General features: G+C 63.5%; 21 protein-coding genes. 16 read left to right on the top strand and 5 right to left on the bottom strand.

All coding sequences use genetic code 11. The features are described from left to right. Positions 1 to 142 precede the first annotated feature (142 nt). From BMI90_RS13160 to BMI90_RS13115, 11 genes are all read left to right on the top strand, one after another. Entirely contained in the window at positions 143 to 1015 is an 873-nt protein-coding gene (locus tag BMI90_RS13160; RefSeq protein WP_146671287.1) for a CoA ester lyase, read from the top strand. Positions 1016 to 1027: 12 nt separating this feature from the next. Further along, positions 1028 to 1579 (top strand): NnrU family protein, encoded by a 552-nt coding sequence (locus BMI90_RS13155; protein WP_078529939.1) that lies wholly within the window; start codon positions 1028 to 1030, stop codon positions 1577 to 1579. A 1-nt stretch (position 1580) separates the two neighbouring features. After that, positions 1581 to 1787 carry a DUF1737 domain-containing protein gene (locus BMI90_RS13150; RefSeq protein ID WP_078529938.1) on the top strand — a complete coding sequence of 69 codons (207 nt, stop codon included), beginning with the start codon at positions 1581 to 1583 and terminating at the stop codon, positions 1785 to 1787. Continuing rightward, positions 1787 to 2821: a MaoC family dehydratase gene (locus tag BMI90_RS13145; RefSeq protein ID WP_078529937.1), complete on the top strand. Its 1035-nt coding sequence runs from the start codon at positions 1787 to 1789 to the stop codon at positions 2819 to 2821. The genes BMI90_RS13150 and BMI90_RS13145 overlap by 1 nt, the downstream gene beginning before the upstream one ends. Positions 2822 to 3077: 256 nt before the next feature. Next, positions 3078 to 3467, top strand: a complete 390-nt coding sequence (gene sdhC / locus BMI90_RS13140) for a succinate dehydrogenase, cytochrome b556 subunit (protein WP_078529936.1) — start codon at positions 3078 to 3080, stop codon at positions 3465 to 3467. 11 nt (positions 3468 to 3478) lie between these two features. After that, on the top strand, positions 3479 to 3871 hold the full coding sequence (gene sdhD / locus BMI90_RS13135) for a succinate dehydrogenase, hydrophobic membrane anchor protein (protein WP_078529935.1): 393 nt from the start codon (positions 3479 to 3481) through the stop codon (positions 3869 to 3871). A 16-nt stretch (positions 3872 to 3887) separates the two neighbouring features. Next, positions 3888 to 5693, top strand: coding sequence for a succinate dehydrogenase flavoprotein subunit (gene sdhA, locus BMI90_RS13130; RefSeq protein WP_078529934.1), 1806 nt, complete (start codon positions 3888 to 3890; stop codon positions 5691 to 5693). Continuing rightward, positions 5693 to 5980: a hypothetical protein gene (locus tag BMI90_RS13125; protein WP_078529933.1), complete on the top strand. Its 288-nt coding sequence runs from the start codon at positions 5693 to 5695 to the stop codon at positions 5978 to 5980. Before sdhA ends, BMI90_RS13125 begins: the two co-directional genes overlap by 1 nt. 17 nt (positions 5981 to 5997) lie before the next feature. Further along, positions 5998 to 6774 carry a succinate dehydrogenase iron-sulfur subunit gene (locus BMI90_RS13120; RefSeq protein WP_078529932.1) on the top strand — a complete coding sequence of 259 codons (777 nt, stop codon included), beginning with the start codon at positions 5998 to 6000 and terminating at the stop codon, positions 6772 to 6774. A 185-nt stretch (positions 6775 to 6959) separates the two neighbouring features. Next, on the top strand, positions 6960 to 7136 hold the full coding sequence (locus tag BMI90_RS18765) for a hypothetical protein (RefSeq protein ID WP_168172778.1): 177 nt from the start codon (positions 6960 to 6962) through the stop codon (positions 7134 to 7136). Between the two features lie 101 nt (positions 7137 to 7237). Continuing rightward, on the top strand, positions 7238 to 8095 hold the full coding sequence (locus BMI90_RS13115) for a DUF1989 domain-containing protein (protein ID WP_078529931.1): 858 nt from the start codon (positions 7238 to 7240) through the stop codon (positions 8093 to 8095). A gap of 10 nt (positions 8096 to 8105) precedes the next feature. Here BMI90_RS13115 and BMI90_RS13110 read toward each other — a convergent pair whose 3' ends face one another. Next, on the bottom strand, positions 8106 to 9038 hold the full coding sequence (locus BMI90_RS13110; RefSeq protein ID WP_078529930.1) for an ABC transporter ATP-binding protein: 933 nt from the start codon (positions 9036 to 9038) through the stop codon (positions 8106 to 8108). Between the two features lie 80 nt (positions 9039 to 9118). On the opposite strand from BMI90_RS13110, the gene BMI90_RS13105 reads away from it, so the two are divergent. Further along, positions 9119 to 9325: a zinc-finger domain-containing protein gene (locus BMI90_RS13105; protein WP_038077533.1), complete on the top strand. Its 207-nt coding sequence runs from the start codon at positions 9119 to 9121 to the stop codon at positions 9323 to 9325. After that, positions 9312 to 9755: a globin domain-containing protein gene (locus BMI90_RS13100; RefSeq protein ID WP_078529929.1), complete on the top strand. Its 444-nt coding sequence runs from the start codon at positions 9312 to 9314 to the stop codon at positions 9753 to 9755. Before BMI90_RS13105 ends, BMI90_RS13100 begins: the two co-directional genes overlap by 14 nt. A gap of 10 nt (positions 9756 to 9765) precedes the next feature. On the opposite strand, the gene BMI90_RS18760 is transcribed toward BMI90_RS13100, so the two are convergent. Further along, positions 9766 to 9924, bottom strand: coding sequence for a hypothetical protein (locus BMI90_RS18760; RefSeq protein WP_168172777.1), 159 nt, complete (start codon positions 9922 to 9924; stop codon positions 9766 to 9768). A gap of 313 nt (positions 9925 to 10237) precedes the next feature. Between BMI90_RS18760 and polA the strand changes: the two genes are divergently transcribed. Then, complete coding sequence (gene polA / locus BMI90_RS13095; protein WP_078529928.1) at positions 10238 to 13063, top strand: DNA polymerase I; 2826 nt, start codon at positions 10238 to 10240, stop codon at positions 13061 to 13063. Here the strand turns inward: polA and BMI90_RS13090 are convergent. After that, a complete protein-coding gene (locus BMI90_RS13090) occupies positions 13057 to 13293 on the bottom strand; it encodes a DUF2798 domain-containing protein (RefSeq protein ID WP_078529927.1) in 237 nt (78 codons plus the stop codon). The two genes, polA and BMI90_RS13090, sit on opposite strands and share 7 nt — an antisense overlap. A 264-nt stretch (positions 13294 to 13557) precedes the next feature. Between BMI90_RS13090 and BMI90_RS13085 the strand changes: the two genes are divergently transcribed. After that, positions 13558 to 14244, top strand: coding sequence for a cation diffusion facilitator family transporter (locus BMI90_RS13085; protein ID WP_078529926.1), 687 nt, complete (start codon positions 13558 to 13560; stop codon positions 14242 to 14244). A 4-nt stretch (positions 14245 to 14248) separates the two neighbouring features. On the opposite strand, the gene BMI90_RS13080 is transcribed toward BMI90_RS13085, so the two are convergent. Next, positions 14249 to 15004, bottom strand: coding sequence for a TIM barrel protein (locus BMI90_RS13080; protein ID WP_078529925.1), 756 nt, complete (start codon positions 15002 to 15004; stop codon positions 14249 to 14251). A 1-nt stretch (position 15005) separates the two neighbouring features. Next, on the bottom strand, positions 15006 to 15599 hold the full coding sequence (locus BMI90_RS13075; RefSeq protein WP_078529924.1) for a DUF1285 domain-containing protein: 594 nt from the start codon (positions 15597 to 15599) through the stop codon (positions 15006 to 15008). Between the two features lie 73 nt (positions 15600 to 15672). On the opposite strand from BMI90_RS13075, the gene BMI90_RS13070 reads away from it, so the two are divergent. Then, on the top strand, positions 15673 to 16689 hold the full coding sequence (locus tag BMI90_RS13070; protein ID WP_078529923.1) for a MoxR family ATPase: 1017 nt from the start codon (positions 15673 to 15675) through the stop codon (positions 16687 to 16689). The last annotated feature ends 24 nt before the right edge of the window (positions 16690 to 16713 follow it).

The following is a 16713-nucleotide window of genomic DNA, read 5'->3' as shown; positions in this document are numbered from 1 at the left end:
GCCGCGAGATGCGAAAATAGGGTTAACCTCCCGCGCGAGCGCCGCGCAGCGCCCCGCAAAACGGCGATTTTTCTGCGTTGCGGCAAATCGGGGCTTGCCGATTCTGTCTCGTTTGTGCGATCTGGCGAAAGAAAATTGCGAGATGGAGAATCAAATGGCCCGCCCGACCCGTTCCGTGCTCTACATTCCCGGCTCGAAAGAGCGTGCGCTGGAGAAAGCCACGGGGCTGGCCTGTGATGCGATCATCTTCGATCTCGAGGACGCCGTTGCCATTGACGAGAAGGTGAATGCCCGCGCGCTGCTGGCGAAGACGCTGGCCGAGGCCGATTACGGTCCGCGGATGCGGATTGTGCGGGTGAACGGGCTCGACACCGACTGGGGCCGCGAGGACATCCTCGCCTTTGCCGAGGCGATCCGCGCAGGCGCCAAGGTCGATGCGATCCTGATCCCGAAGGTCTCGACGACCGCCGATCTCGACGCGGTGGCCGATCTGATCCCGGGCGTGCCTCTCTGGGCGATGATGGAGACCGCGCTGGGGATGCTCAACGCGGGCGTGATCGCCGCGCATCCGCGGCTCGCGGGCATGGTGATGGGCACCAACGATCTCGCGAAGGAACTCGGGAGCCGCTTCCGCGCCGACCGTCTGCCGATGCAGGCGGGGCTGGGCCTGTGCCTGCTGGCGGCCAAGGCGCATGGCAAGATCATCGTCGATGGCGTCTATAACGCGTTCAAGGATGACGAGGGGCTGAAGGTCGAATGCGATCAGGGTCGCGACATGGGCTTCGACGGCAAGACGCTGATCCACCCGGCGCAACTGACGGTCTGCAACGCCGCCTTCGCGCCTTCGGAAGCCGAGATCGATCTCGCCAAGCGTCAGATCGCGGCCTTCGAAGAGGCAGAGGCCGCGGGGCAGGGGGTTGCGGTCGTGGATGGTAAGATCGTGGAGAATCTGCATATCGTCACCGCGCGGCAGATCCTCGCCAAGGCGGAGGCGATTGCCGCGCTTGGCAGCTAAGAGGCAATCGCAATGGCACTTCTCATCCTCGGCGTCCTGATCTGGTCGCTGGCACATCTCGCGAAACGGATCTTCCCGGGCTTCCGGCGCGCGCTCAAGGGCGCGGAGCGTCCGATGGTGGCCGCACTCGTTCTGATCAGCGTCGTGCTGATGTTCATCGGCTGGCGCGCTGCCGATCCGGTTTTCTATCTCTGGACGCCGAACGCGGCGCTTAAAGGCGTCAACAACCTGCTGATGCTGTTCGCGGTCTATCTGTTCGCGGTCTCGGGCATGAAACTGTGGCTGAGCGGCAAGATCCGTCACCCGCAGCTGACCGGGGTGAAGACCTGGGCGCTCGCGCATCTTCTGGTCAATCCGACTCTGCCGGGGATCGTCCTGTTCGGCGGTCTGCTGGCTTGGGCGGTGCTGGAGGTGATCCTGATCAACAAGCAGAGCAAGCCCGCCAAGCCCAACCCGCAGGTCAATATCGGTAAGGAAATCGGTGGCATCGTCGGCACGCTGATCGTCTATGGCGCGATCGCAGGCATCCACTACTGGTTCGGCTACGCGGTTTTCGGGGCGTAACATGGCATTGATCTATCGTTTGCTTACCGAAGACGACACCTCGGCCTTTTGCCACAAGATCAGCCTCGCGCTGTCGAAGGGCTGGGCGCTGCATGGCGATCCGCAATACGCCTTCGATCAGGCGAAGGGCGTGATGCGCTGCGCGCAGGCCGTGACCAAGGAAATCGCGGGCGAATATCACCCCGACATGAAGCTGGGAGAGCAATGATGGGCAAGACCAATCCGGGCCGTTTCTTCGAGGATTACAAGATCGGCGACGTGATCCGCCACGCCGTGCCGCGCACCGTCGCGGAAGGGGAGCGCGCGCTTTATCACGCGCTCTATCCTGCGCGCCATGCGCTCTATTCCTCGGACGAATTCGCGGGCGCCTGCGGTCTCGACGGCTCGCCGCTCGACGATCTGATCGCCTTTCACGTGGTCTTCGGCAAGACGGTGCCGGATGTCTCGCTGAACGCGGTGGCGAACCTTGGTTATGCGGAAGGGCGCTGGATCAAGCCGGTCTACCCGGGCGATACGCTGCGCTCCGAAAGCGAAGTGATTGGGGTGAAACAGAACTCGAACGGCAAATCCGGGGTGGTCTATGTCCGCACCCGCGGCTTCAACCAGATGGATGAGGTCGTGCTGGAATATGTGCGCTGGGTGATGGTGCGCAAACGCGACTTTGACGCCCCCGCGCCCGAGACAGTGCTGCCCGAACTGGCGAAGGTCGTGGCCCCTGAGGATCTGGTTGTCCCTGAGGGGCTGAGTTTCGAAGGCTACGATTTCGACCTCGCGGGCGAACCGCATCGCTGGGGCGATTACGAGATTGGCGAGAAGATCGACCATGTGGACGGCGTCACGATCGAGGAAGCCGAGCACATGATCGCGACGCGCCTGTGGCAGAACACCGCCAAGGTGCATTTCGACGCCACCTTCCGCGAGGATGGCCAGCGCCTGATCTATGGCGGGCATGTGATCTCGATGGCCCGCGCGCTCTCGTTCAACGGGCTGGCCAACGCGCAGATGATCGTGGCGCTCAATGCCGGCGCACATGCCAACCCGTGTTTCTCGGGCGATACCGTCAAAGCCTGGTCGGAAGTGCTCGACAAGGCAGAGACCGGTGTGCCGGGTGTCGGCGCGATCCGGCTGCGTCTGGTCGCGTTGAAACAGGGCGCGAGCGAGTTCGCCTATAAGGGCGAAGACGGAAAATACCTCCCCGAAGTGCTGCTCGATCTCGATTACTGGGCGCTGATGCCGACCTGATCGCGGCGGGAGACTCACTCGCGGGGGCTGCGGTCTCCGCGAGCGTTAACATGTGATCACGCTCAGAATTTATGTGATCACAAAGCGAATTTTTCACCCCTGTTTGAGCGCAAATCACAGTTTTTCATGCTCTGAGCGCGTGACTTGGGGGAAAATTGCGTTAGTAACAAACCCAATTCCGGCCAGCTCCGCGCAAGCCCGGACCCCGTTCATGGGGCGCTGCTTGCGTCGAGCCCAGCGAACAAAGGGACCGATCATGGCTGAAGTGAAACAGGTTGAGCGCCCGCTTTCCCCGCACCTTCAAATCTACCGCCCGCAGATGACGTCGTTCTCGTCGATCATGACGCGGATCACCGGCAACGGGATCATCGTCGGCGTGCTGCTGCTCGTGTGGTGGCTGCTCGCCGCCGCGACGAGCCCTGCCTATTTCGACTTCGTGAACGCGATCGCGACCTCGTGGTTCGGCGATCTCGTCTTCACCCTGTCGCTGCTGGGCGTCTGGTATCACTACCTCGCCGGGATCCGGCACCTGATCTGGGATACCGGTCGTTACATGGACATCAAGACCGCCGAGATGCTCGGCTGGATCTGTGTCATCGGCTCGGTCGTGCTGACCGCGCTGACCCTCATCATCATTCATCTGTAACGGAGGCCGAGATGCGTTACCTCACCGACCGCAAGCGCGCCGTTGGCAAAGGTGCCTCGGGCACCGGTACCGAGCATCACTGGTGGATGTCGGCATCCGCCGTGGCGCTTGCCTTCATGATTCCGACCTGGCTCTACATCGTCGGCACCACGCTGGGCGCTGACCAGCAGACCGTAATCTCCACCTTCGCGAGCCCCTTCCCGGCGATCCTGACCGCGCTGATTGTGATCGTCGGCATGCAGCACTTCGCGAAGGGCACCGAAGTCTGGATCGAAGACTACGTGCACGGCACCGCCGGCAAGGCGCTCAAGATCGCGATGCATTCGCTGGCTTACGTGATCATGGCGACCGCACTCTATGCACTCGGCAAGATGGTCTTCATCGGCCTTCTGCTGGGCAACTGATAACGGGACGAGGCAAATGGCTGCATACGAATACGAAACCCACAATTACGACGTGGTCGTGGTCGGTGCCGGTGGCTCGGGCCTGCGCGCCACGCTGGGCATGGCCGAACAGGGCCTGCGCACCGCCTGCGTGACCAAGGTCTTCCCGACCCGCTCGCACACCGTCGCCGCGCAGGGCGGTATCGCCGCGTCCCTGGGCAACATGGGCCCGGACAGCTGGCAGTGGCACATGTATGACACGATCAAGGGCTCGGACTGGCTCGGGGATAACGACGCGATGGAATACCTCGCGCGCGAAGCCCCCAAGGCCGTCTACGAGCTCGAGCATTACGGCGTGCCGTTCTCGCGCACCGAAGAGGGCAAGATCTACCAGCGCCCCTTCGGCGGCCACACCACCGAATACGGTGAAGGCCCGCCCGTGCAGCGCACCTGTGCCGCCGCTGACCGCACCGGCCACGCGATCCTGCACACGCTCTACGGACAGTCGCTGAAGAACAACGCCGAGTTCTACATCGAGTATTTCGCGATCGACCTGATCATGTCCGATGACGGGCAGTGTCAGGGCGTCGTCTGCTGGAAACTCGACGACGGCACGATGCATGTCTTCAACGCGAAGATGGTGGTTCTGGCCACGGGTGGCTACGGCCGCGCCTATTTCTCGGCTACCTCGGCCCATACCTGCACCGGCGACGGTGGCGGCATGGTGGCGCGGGCTGGCCTCGCGCTTCAGGACATGGAATTCGTGCAGTTCCACCCGACCGGCATCTACGGCTCGGGCTGCCTCATCACCGAGGGCGCGCGCGGCGAGGGTGGTTACCTGACCAACTCCGAAGGCGAGCGCTTCATGGAGCGTTACGCGCCGACCTACAAGGATCTGGCCTCGCGTGATGTGGTGTCGCGCTGCATGACGCTAGAGATCCGCGAAGGCCGCGGCGTGGGCGAGCACAAGGATCACATCTTCCTCAACCTCAGCCACCTTCCGCCGGAAGCGCTGGCCGAGCGTCTGCCGGGGATCTCGGAATCGGCGAAGATCTTCGCCGGCGTCGACGTCACCAAAGAGCCGATCCCGGTTCTGCCGACCGTGCACTACAACATGGGCGGTATCCCGACGAACTATCATGGCGAGGTCATCAACCCGACCGCCGACAATCCCGATGCGATCGTGCCCGGCCTGATGGCCGTGGGCGAGGCGGGTTCGGCTTCGGTGCATGGTGCAAACCGTCTGGGTTCGAACTCGCTGATCGACCTCGTGGTCTTCGGTCGTGCCGCCGCGATCCGCGCCGGTCAGATCGTCGATCCGAACAGCGCCAACCCGATCATCCCGAAAGCCAAGATCGACGCGATCTTCGACCGCTTCGACAAGGTGCGTTACGCCGATGGCGGCACGCCGACGGCCGAACTGCGCCTCGAGATGCAGCGCACGATGCAGGCCGACGCGGCGGTGTTCCGCACCGACAAGACGTTGGCCGAGGGTGTCGAGAAGATGAAGGTCGTGGCTTCCAAGCTGGACGATCTGAAGGTCACCGACCGTTCGCTCATCTGGAACTCGGACCTGATGGAAACGCTGGAACTCGAGAACCTGATGCCGAACGCTCTGGCGACCATCGTCGGCGCCGAGGCCCGCAAGGAATCGCGCGGTGCGCATGCGCACGAGGATTACCCGGATCGCGACGACGCGAACTGGCGCAAGCACTCGATCATGCATGTCGATGGCAACGAGGTGAAACTCAGCTTCCGCGCGGTCCATCTCGATCCGCTGACGCCCGAGGCCGATGGCGGCATCGAGCTGAAGAAGATCGCGCCCAAGAAGCGGGTCTACTGATGCGCCTCGGACCGGCATATGGGCTGATGGCGGCGGGGCTCGGCCTCGCTGCCTGCGGTCCCATTCCGGTCGAACAGGCCGAACGCCAGTGCTACGCCCAATATGCTCCGAAAGCGCCGGTCACCGGCTCGGCGGGCATGGGCGTCACGAACGAGGGTTTCCACTCCGAAGTGGAACTCGACTTCAATCTCGGCGTCACGGTTCAGGGCGATCCCTCAGAGGCCTACAACGCCTGCGTTTACAGAAAATCCGGCCGGATGCCCACGCGGCCGCTCTATTCGTACTGACGGAAAGGGGACCAATCATGGTTCAGTTCACGCTTCCGAAGAATTCCAAGATCCGCGTCGGCAAGACCTGGCCGAAGCCGGATGCCAAGAACGTCCGCAAGTTCCAGATCTATCGCTGGGACCCGGACACCGGGGAAAACCCGCGGCTCGACACCTATTTCCTTGATATGGACAAGTGCGGGCCGATGGTTCTCGACGCGCTTCTCAAGATCAAGAACGAGATCGACCCGACGCTGACCTTCCGCCGCTCGTGCCGCGAAGGTATCTGCGGCTCCTGCGCGATGAATATCGACGGGATCAACACGCTGGCCTGTATCTATGGCCTCGACGAGATCAAGGGCGACGTGAAGATCTATCCGCTCCCGCATATGCCGGTGGTGAAGGACCTGATCCCGGACCTGACGCATTTCTATGCCCAGCACGCCTCGATCATGCCCTGGCTGGAAACCAAGACGAACCGCCCCGAGAAGGAATGGCGCCAGTCGATCGAGGATCGCAAGAAACTCGACGGTCTCTATGAGTGTGTGATGTGCGCCTCCTGCTCGACCTCGTGCCCGAGCTACTGGTGGAACGGCGACAAATATCTCGGCCCGGCGGCGCTTCTTCACGCCTATCGCTGGATCATCGACTCGCGCGATGAGGCGACCGGGGAGCGTCTCGATGCGCTGGAAGATCCCTTCAAGCTCTATCGTTGCCACACGATCATGAACTGCACCAAGACCTGCCCGAAAGGCCTGAACCCGGCCAAGGCGATCGCCGAGATCAAGCGGATGCAGGTCAACCGCGTGGTTTAAGCCACAGTGCATATAGCGGGTGGCCGAAGTGCTTACCCCAATGGATTGTAGAAGGGCGGCGCAAGTCGCCCTTTTTGCTGCGTTGCAGCGAGCGCATATCGCACATGCGGCATTTTCGGGTTTGATTTTCCGCGGATGAGCCTAAATGTCCTCGCAGGGAGGAACTCGCAACTGGAGAGAGTTCCATGGTGGAAATCGTCAAATTCCCGAAAGGGACGCAACCTGTTCAAGTCGCCGAAGAGCATCTGGCCTATTACACCCCCGAGAAATCCGCGACCGTACTGATCGCGCCGGCAAAGCCGCGCAAGGAAACCGGCCTCGAGGCGGTTGAACTGATGTACGAATATTACAACGCCGCCTGAGCGTTGTAGCGAAAAGCGTTCTGTCGCGACTGCCCCGGTCCTGGACCGGGGTTTTTCTTTACGTTCGGGAAGGGCAGAGTGGCGCAAAAGAGGAGCCTTTCATGCACCCGAGACCCGAACATGAGCCGCCCGAGAACGCAGAAGCGCGCAAGTCCCTCGCCCCGGTGATCTGCTACCCGGTTGAAACCCTACCTGAGCCCGACCTCAGCGCCTATCGCTCTGCCCGGAACGGTTGGGAAAAGGTCGCGGACCTGCGCGTGCCGCCACGCGAAGCCCTGGCCTTCGAGGTTCCCGCCGGACATTTCTTCCGCATCACCTCGCTCGAGGGGCCGCAAGTTGGCGATTTGAACCTGTTTTCCGCGGACCTGTCCGAGCGGTTCTATTCGGGCAAGACCCGCGCGCTGCATGGCACCCATCTCAGCCGGGGTGACCGGATGTGGTCGGGCTTTCCGACGCTTCGGCCCATGGCAACGATCACCGAAGATACGCTCGACTGGTATGGGATCGACCCGTTCGGTGGCTCGGTCCATGACGTGATCGGCACGCGCTGCGATCCCTATACGCATTGCCTGCTTTCCGATGGCGGGCAGTATCACCATTGCTGCCATTCGAACCTGACGCGCGCATTGGCCGAGGCGCGCAACCTTTCGCCGCGCGAGGCGGAGGCGCTGGTGCATGACGTGCTCAACGTCTTCATGTGCACCGGCTTCACCCGCGAAACCGGGCAGTATTTCATGAAGGCCAGCCCCGTTCGGCCCGGCGATTTCCTCGAATTCTTCGCCGAGATCGACCTGCTGGGGGGTCTCTCGGCCTGCCCGGGCGGGGATTGCTCTTCAGAGCACAGCTCGGACACGGCGGCCTGCTACCCTCTGGGCGTGGAGATTTACCGCCCCGCGCACGCGCCCGAGGGCTGGGTCCAACCGGCGGCCAACCGATACGACCGCAGCCACGGGTTGTAAGCGGGCAGGCTCAGCGCGACGAGGTCAGCGAGACGAAGACCTCTTCCAGCCCCGGCTGTTCGCTTGCGATATCGCGGATCTGGATGCCGGCGGCGCGCAGCGCGTCGAGGATATCCTCGGCCGAGGTCTCGTTGCGCGAATAGGAAAATGCCATCTCCCCACCCGCGCGGGTCTCCATGCTCACCCCGTCCGGCAAGCGGATTTCCTGGCTGACAGCGTTGCGCGGCTCGACGACCAGCGCCTTGCGGTCCATGCGCTTGAGAAGGTTCGGCGTGGTGTCGCGGATGATCAATTCGCCGTGGTTGATGATCGCAATCTCGTCGCACATTTCCTCGGCCTCTTCGAGGTAATGCGTGGTCAGGATGATCGTCATTCCCTGCTCGTTGAGCTTGCGCACATTGCGCCAGAGCATCGCGCGCAGCTCGATATCGACGCCTGCGGTGGGCTCGTCCAGCACGAGGATCTGCGGCCGGTGCACCAGCGCCTTGGCCAGCAGGAGCCGCCGCTTCATCCCGCCCGAGAGGTTGCGCGCATAGGCCTCGGCCTTGTCCGTGAGCCCCACCAGTTCGAGGATCTCATCGGTCCAGCGTTCGGATTTCGGCACGCCATAGAGCCCCGCCTGCATCTCCAGCGCGGCACGCGGGGTGAAGAACGGGTCCATGTTGAGCTCTTGCGGCATCACGCCGATCGCCGCGCGCGACTGGCGCGGGTTCACGTCCTGATCGAAGCCCCAGATCACCACGCGGCCCTCGGTTTTCTTCACCAGCCCCGCGAGAATGTTGATCAGCGTCGATTTTCCGGCCCCGTTTGGCCCCAGAAGCCCGAAGATCGAGCCCGCCGGGATCGACAGATCGAGCCCCTTCAGCGCCTCTTTCGGTTCCTGTTTCTTGCCGCCCGCATAGGTCTTGCGCAGCCCGGAGACCTCGATTGCCTGCTGTTCCAACTTGCCCCGCCTTTCGCGATTGCTAGAATGCGCCTGAATGACAGGCGCGGGTTCTCGTGCCTTATATAGACGGAGCTTCCATGACTGCCACCCATTCGCCCAATGCCCCCGAGGCGCCGGAAACCGAGATCGTCACCACCTGGAAAGTCGCCTGCGATGGCGGCGAGGGTGCTTTGGGCCATCCGCGCGTCTGGCTGTCGATCCCGCGCGATACCGGCTTCGTCGAATGCGGCTATTGCGACAAGAAATACGTGATCGACCGCGACCACGCGCATGACGATCACTGAGCCACTCTTGCCGCCCGAGCGGGCGGCTCGGGTGCGTGCGAGTGCCGAACATCTCGACTTCGAAGACCCGGCGCTGTTTCGCGACACTTTCGCGCGGCTTTACGCGGTCCATCCCGAACTTGATCAGCTGCTGCCCAACAGCGAGGGCGGGCAGCAGCTGAAATATGCCGCGATGATGGAGGTGATCCTTGCGACCCTCGATCCGCCCGAGGAGCAGGAACTGGAACTGCCGGGCCTCGGCCAGATGCATGTGCTCTTCGGGGCCGAGCCGGACTATTATGCCTGGCTGTCAGAGGCCGTGATCGCAGGGATCGCGGCCAAGCTGGGAGATCTCTGGACGTCCGAGCTGGAGGCCGACTGGGCCGAGCTTCTGAGCGGGGTGTCGGCAAAGATGATTGCCGGCGCCGAGGCGCTGGAGGCGGACCTCTGAACGCGGGCCCTCACTTGCCCTTCTTCGCCGCCGCCTTCATCCGTGCCAGCAGTTCGGCCTTGGGGTCTTTCTTGCCGTAAGGCGTCTTGTCGGTGCCATAGGCATTGTGCTCGGCGTGCTTGGGCGTGTTCTTGGGCTGTTTCGCCCCGCCCATCTTGGAATAATCCATCGGTTCGATCCTTTGTCGTTGTGGTTGAGATGGGGGATTTCGGGGCGTCTGGCAAGGGCTGTGCGTTCATCCCTTCGCCCGGGCGACCAGCCCCTGGCCGCGCCCGACCCTCACACCGGGAGGGCGCGTTGGCGAAGTTTCGCGGGTTCAAGCGACCTGCGGGCGTTTGAGATAAAGCGCCAAGCCACGCGCGGAACACAGCGCCCACCCGAGGCTATGGCGCGCCCCTTTACGCCCAGCCGCCCCCGATCCTCTTTCCCTCCGCACCCCCCTGTGGCACAACCGGGCCCAACGCGTGAAGGAGGGCCTCGCAATGGCATTCGGCAAAGGTTGTCACCTGCATCTGATCGACGGCTCGGCCTTCATCTTCCGCGCCTATCACGCGCTGCCGCCGCTGACGCGCAAATCCGACGGGCTGCCGATCGGGGCGGTCTCGGGCTTTTGCAACATGCTCTGGAAATATATCGAGGACGCCAAGGGTTCGGACGCGCCCACCCATGCTGCGGTGATCTTCGACAAGGGCAGTCATACCTTCCGCAACGACCTTTACGATCTCTACAAGGCCAATCGCGAAGCGATGCCAGAGGAGCTGCGCCCGCAGATCCCGCTGACCCGGGAGGCAACCAAGGCGTTCAATATCGCCTGCGAGGAACTTGCGGGCTACGAAGCCGATGACATCATCGCGACTCTCTCGCGTCAGGCGCGCGAGGCGGGTGGGCGCGTGACGATCATCTCGTCCGACAAGGATCTGATGCAGCTCGTGGGCGGCGGCGTCCAGATGTTCGACGCGATGAAGAACCGGGCGATCGGGGTCGAGGAGGTCGAGGCGAAGTTCGGCGTCGGCCCGGAGCGCGTGATCGACGTTCAGGCGCTTGCGGGCGACTCGGTCGACAACATCCCCGGCGCGCCCGGGATCGGCGTGAAAACGGCGGCGCTGCTGATCAACGAATTCGGCGATCTGGAAACGCTTCTCGCCCGCGCGGAAGAGATCAAGCAGCCCAAGCGGCGCGAGACGCTGATCGAGAAGGCCGATCAGATCCGGTTGTCGAAGCGGCTCGTGACGCTCGACGAGCAGACCCCGATCGAGTTCACCCTCGACGATCTGGAACTGCGTGAGCCAGATCCCGACCAGTTGATGGATTTTCTCAACCGGATGGAGTTCCGCACGCTGACCCGGCGTGTGGCCGAGAAATTCGGCACCGAGCCGCCACCCGTGCCCGAGGTTTCGGCAGTGCCTGCGAGCCACGACGAACCGGCGCAGGAGATCGAGCAGCCTGCCTTCGAGCCTGACAGCTACACCTGCATCCGCGATGCAGGTGAGCTTGCGAAATGGCTCGACGAGGCGCGCGCGAAAGGCTGGGTTGCGGTCGATACCGAGACCACCTCGCTCGACGAGATGCAGGCCGAATTGGTGGGCGTCTCGCTTTGCATCGAGGCGGGCAGGGCCGCCTATATCCCGCTGGGGCACAGCTCGGGCGGCGACGACCTTTTCGGCGGCTCCGAGCGTGTCGCGGGCCAGATGGATTTCGATGAGGCGTTGACGCTCCTGAAACCCGTGCTCGAAGATCCGGCGATCCTGAAGATCGGGCAGAACATGAAGTATGACTTCAAGATCTTCGCCCGCCACGGCATCCGCGTGGCCCCGATCGACGACACGATGCTGATGAGCTACGCGATGTTCTCGGGGCTGCACGGCCACGGGATGGATGCGCTTTCGGATCGCTATCTCAACCACCAGCCGATCCCGATCAAGGAGCTGATCGGGACAGGGAAAAGCCAGGTCACCTTCGACAAGGTCGAGATCGAAAAGGCCACCCGCTACGCCGCCGAGGATGCCGATATCACCCTGCGCCTGTGGCAGCTGTTCAAGCCGCGCCTGCATCGCGAGCACGTCACCACCGTCTACGAGACGCTCGAGCGTCCGCTCGTGCCGGTGCTGGCCGATATGGAGATGGCGGGGGTGAAGGTCGACGCTTCCGTTCTGGCCCGCATGTCCAATGCGTTCGCGCAGAAAATGGCGCAGCTCGAAGACGAGATCGGCCAGATCGCAGGCCAGCCCTTCAATGTCGGCTCGCCCAAACAGTTGGGCGAGATCCTCTTCGACACGATGGGCGTCGAGGGCGGCAAGAAGGGCAAGACCGGTGCTTACGGCACGGGCGCCGATGTGCTCGAGGACGTGACCACGATGGAGGACACCAACCCGCAAGCTGCGAAACTCGCTGCCCGCGTGCTCGACTGGCGCCAGATCTCGAAGCTGAAATCGACCTATACGGATGCGCTCCAGACCCATGTGAACCCCGAGACGGGCCGCGTGCATACGTCCTATGTGATCTCGGGGGCCAATACCGGGCGCCTCGCGTCGACCGATCCGAACCTGCAGAATATCCCCGTGCGTTCGGAAGAGGGGCGCCGCATCCGCGAGGCTTTCGTGGCGCGCGAGGGCTGCAAGATCGTCTCGCTCGACTATTCCCAGATCGAGCTGCGCATCCTCGCCCATGTCGCAGACCTGCCGGAGATGCGCGAAGCCTTCAAGGAGGGCCTCGACATTCACGCGGCCACCGCCTCCGAGATGTTCGATGTCCCGCTCGATAAGATGACGCCCGAGATCCGCCGTCAGGCGAAGGCGATCAATTTCGGGGTGATCTACGGCATTTCCGGCTTCGGTCTGGCGCGTAACCTGCGCATCCCCCGCGCCGAGGCCCAAGGCTTCATCGACCGCTATTTCGAGCGCTTCCCCGGTATCCGCAAATACATGGACGACACCGTGGCCTTCGCGAAGGAACACAAATTCGTCCAGACGCTGTTCGGCCGCAAGATCCACACGCCGGACATCATCGCCAAGGGCCCCTCAGCAGGTTTCGCCAAACGCGCCGCGATCAACGCGCCCATCCAGGGCGCGGCCGCCGATATCATCCGCCGCGCGATGGTGCGCATGCCCGAGGCGATCGAGGGGCTTCCGGCGAAAATGCTGCTCCAGGTTCATGACGAACTGATCTTCGAGGTCGAGGACACGGCCGTGGAGGACCTGATCACCGCCGCCCGCGCCACGATGGAAGGGGCGGCAGAACCTATGGTGAAGCTCTCGGTGCCGCTGGTCGTCGATGCGGGGCAGGGGGCGAGCTGGGCCGAGGCTCACTGAGCCGCGGTCTGGCGCACGAGCCTGTTGGTCACGCGCCGCGCGATCGGCGCGACGATCAGCACCGCCGGATAGGCCAAAGCCCAACTCGAAAGCCAGCTCGATGCCCAAAGCGCGGCGAAATTCTCGACCAGCCCCGCCGCGCGCAAGGTCGCAATGCCCGATACCAGCAGTGACATGATCCCCGAGAGGATCAGGCTGAAGATGAAATGTGCATAGCGGGCGGGGATCATCGGGTCACCTCTTGAGCGCTCGGAGCGGGAAGCTCTCATTTTGGTGAAGGCGGCGTGAGGGGCAACGCACAAACCCGTGTGAGGATCCGCGCAGAACGCCGCGAACGCATTGACCTCGCGGGCGTGCAATGTTGAGACTGCGGGAGCCTTCGGCGGGGATATTTTGGCCAACTCGAATGAAGCGCCTATGCTTCGCCTTGGCTCAAATATCCCCCGCGGAGCGTCCCACCGCGCCACAGGCGCAGAGGATAGAGAAAGACGTAGATGCCCCACGATCACTCCCACCATCATCTCGACGAAACTGCGAGTGACAATCGCGTGCTTTGGGCCGTGGTCGTCAATGTGGTGCTCACATTCGCGCAGGTCGCGGGGGGCGCGATCGCGGGCTCGATGGCGCTGATCGCGGATGGGGTGCATAATTTCTCCGATGCTGCGGCGCTGGTGATCGACCTTGCGACCGCCGCGCTGACCTATGCGCTCTCGAAGCACAGCCTCAATATTCGTGCCGCCTTCCTGCACAACCTCGCCGATGCGGGGGCCTCGGTCGCGGTCATCATCGGTGGCGTGGTGATCCTGCTCTATGACTGGCGGCTGGTCGATCCGATCCTGACGATCGGGATTTCGGTGTTCATCCTCTGGCATGTGTTCACCGATCTCAAACCGGTGCTGCGCATCCTGATGCTTGGCGCGCCGCCCGAGAAGGATTGCACCGAGGTGCGCGTCGCGCTGGGCGCGGTCGAGGGCGTCGAGAGTGTCCATCACGTCCATCTGTGGCAGATCGACGAGCGCCGGATCTCGGTCGAGGCGCATCTGGTGCTGGCGGAGGGGCAGGATTATGCGCCTGTGATCGCGCGGGCGAAGGGGATGCTGGCGCATCGCTTCGATATCCACCACGCGACGCTGGAGCCCGAAAGCGCGGTCTTGGGCTGCGCCGATCATCCGGCGCATTGAGGGCTCAGGGTCTCGGCAACCAAGCCAGCGTTTCACGCGTGTCCGACTGCGGTGTATATTCGGCCGAGGCATGGCCCGCATAGCCCTCGGCATCGAGGGTCGCGAAAAAGACGGCAAGATCGATCTCGCCCGACCCCGGCCCGCCGCGTCCTGGCGCATCGGCGAATTGCACATGCACCGCGCGGTGCCCGTGCTCGGCCCAGGTTCCCGCCACGTCCTCGGTCAGCATCTGCGCGTGATAGGCGTCGAATTGCAGATGCAGGTTGGGCGCGCCGACCTCCTCCAGAACCTCGGCCGCCAGATCGAAGCTGTTCAGGAAGTAGTCTGGCATGTCGATCGGGTTGATCGGTTCGATGGTGAGAGAGCGCTTGGGCGCACGCGCGGCGGCCCATTTCAGGTTCTCGACATAAGTCTTGCGCGCGACCATCCCCTCGGCCTTGCCTGACATGATGTGGATATGGCGCGGCTTGAGCACATCGGCGAAGCGAATCGCCCGGTCGAAATCGCGCCGGAAGCGCTCCTCGCAACCGGGCACGGCGGCAAAGCCGCGATCGCCGCCCGTCCAGTTCGGCGGCGGCACGTTCATCAGCACGAAGGTCAGATCGTTGCGGATCAGCTCGTGGCGCATTTCCTGCGCCGAGAACTCGTAGGGAAACAGCACCTCGACCGCGTCGAATCCGGCCTGTTTGGCCGCCGCGAACCGCTCGATGAACGGCAGTTCCGTAAAGAGGAACGTCAGGTTGGCGGCGAATTTCGGCACGTTACAGCTCCGCTTCGGGCAGGATCGGGAAGAAGCTGCCACAGGAGATCACGCCGAGCCAGTCCTGCCCCTCATGTTTGCGGGTGACCGCCAGATCGACGAGCCGGTAGAAGCTCTTGCGGTCGATCAGTGCCTCGAGCCCGCGCCGCACATGCAGATAGGGGCGGGGCTCGCCATCTTCGCTATGTTCGACCCGGATCGCATGGTCTGCATCGGCGAGAACCGCGTCGCCCACATTCGTGGTGAAACGAATCGTCTGGGTGTCGCCGTCACCCTCCACTGTGAAATCGACGGCGATGAAGGGCGCGTCCTCGACCTGGATGCCGACCTTCTCGACCGGGGTCACGAGGAAGTATTTCCCGTCTTCGAGTTTCAGAATCGATGAAAATAATCGCACCAGCGCCTCGCGCCCGATCGGGGTTCCCAGATAGAACCAGGTGCCATCGCGGCGGATCTCCATATCGAGATCGCCGCAGAAGGGCGGATCCCACAGATGCACTGGCGGCGGGCCTTTTTTGCTGGCCTTTTTCGCGGCGGAGGCGAGCCCGTCTGCCGTGGGGGAATGGGCGGAAACTGTCTGTTTGTGATCCGTCATGCGAGTTTTGCCGTTGGTCGGAGCGTGGATATCTGCTTTGCTGGCAAAGATAGGCATCAACGGGGAGATTGTCATGGCCGAGCCCGAAAAGCTGATGGAAGATATCGAGCGCCTTGGCGGCAAGCTCGCGCAGGCGCGGGCCTCGATCGACCGGCGCTTCATCGGGCAGGACCGGGTCGTCGAGCTGGTTCTCGCCGCGATGCTCTCGGGCGGACATGCGCTTCTGGTGGGCCTGCCGGGGCTCGGCAAGACGCTTCTGGTCGAGACGCTCTCGACGGTGATGGGGCTGAACTCGAACCGGATCCAGTTCACGCCGGACCTGATGCCCGCCGATATTCTGGGTTCCGAAGTGCTGGAAACCGCACCCGATGGCAGCCGCGCTTTCCGCTTTCTCGAAGGGCCGGTTTTCTGTCAGCTCCTGATGGCCGACGAGATCAACCGGGCCTCGCCCCGCACGCAATCCGCGCTGTTGCAGGCGATGCAGGAGCGCGAGGTGACCATCGCCGGCCAACATCGCCCGCTTGGCCCGCCTTTCCATGTCCTCGCCACCCAGAACCCGATCGAGCAGGAGGGCACCTATCCGCTGCCCGAAGCCCAGCTCGACCGCTTCCTCGTGCAAGTCGACGTGGATTACCCGGACCGCGAGACCGAACGCTCGATCCTGCTGGCGACCACCGGCGTCGTGGCCGAGGGGGCGCATGCCGTCTTCACCCCCGCCGAGCTGATCGAGGCGCAGGGGATCGTGCGGCAGATGCCGGTGGGCGAGAAGGTCGTCGATGCGATCCTCGATCTGGTGCGCGCCTGCCGTCCACGCGAGGCCGAAGCGCCCGAGTTCATCCGCGGTGCGCTGGCGTGGGGGCCGGGGCCGCGAGCCGCGCAGGCATTGATGCTGACGGTGCGGGCACGCGCGCTGATCAACGGTCGCCTTGCGCCGACGATCGAGGATGTGCAGGCGATGGCGCGCCCGGTGCTGATCCACCGCATGGCGCTGAGCTTCGCGGCGCGCGCCCGTGGCGAGACGCTGGGCGATCTGATCGACCGTGCCGTTGCCGAGATCACCGGGCCGAGCGCTGCCGGGGCTGCCGCTTGAGCGTAACGCCCGATACGGAGGCGC

The sequence above is a fragment of the Thioclava sp. L04-15 genome (assembly GCF_002020275.1).
Classification (GTDB): domain Bacteria; phylum Pseudomonadota; class Alphaproteobacteria; order Rhodobacterales; family Rhodobacteraceae; genus Thioclava; species Thioclava marina.
This window is presented reverse-complemented; position numbering and strand designations above follow the sequence as displayed.